1 protein-coding gene is annotated in these 431 nt (G+C 67.7%); it reads left to right on the top strand.

Annotated features, from left to right (window positions below):
• A partial coding sequence (locus tag IF11_RS0136095; RefSeq protein WP_030356027.1) for an Ig-like domain-containing protein occupies positions 1-431 on the top strand: 431 nt, incomplete at both ends.

Below are 431 nucleotides of genomic sequence, written 5' to 3'. Positions count from 1 at the left end.
CGTCTTCGGACAGCCCAAAACCCTCACCGCCACCGTCACCGCGGTGCCGCCAGGAGCGGGTACGCCGACCGGAACCGTCAGCTTCTTCGACGGCGCCACTCTCCTCGGCACAGCAACCCTCAGCGGCGGAGTCGCCACGTTCAGCGTCTCCACCCTGGGTATCGGATCCCACTCCCTCACCGCCGTCTACAACGGCAGCCCGAACTTCACCGGTTCGACGTCGCCCGTGGACATCCAGACGGTCACTCAGGCCGCCACCACCACGATGTTGACCTCGGCTCCCGACCCCTCTGTCTTCGGACAGGCGAAGACCCTGACCGCCACCGTCACCCCCGTACCCCCCGGGGCAGGAACTCCGACGGGCACAGTCAGCTTCTTCGACGGCGCCACCCTCCTCGGCACAGCAACCCTGACCGGCGGAGTCACCACCT

It is taken from the genome of Streptomyces scopuliridis RB72, assembly GCF_000718095.1.
Lineage (GTDB): Bacteria > Actinomycetota > Actinomycetes > Streptomycetales > Streptomycetaceae > Streptomyces > Streptomyces scopuliridis.
The sequence above is the reverse complement of the archived record's forward strand: the minus strand, read 5'-3'. Positions and strand labels throughout refer to the sequence as shown.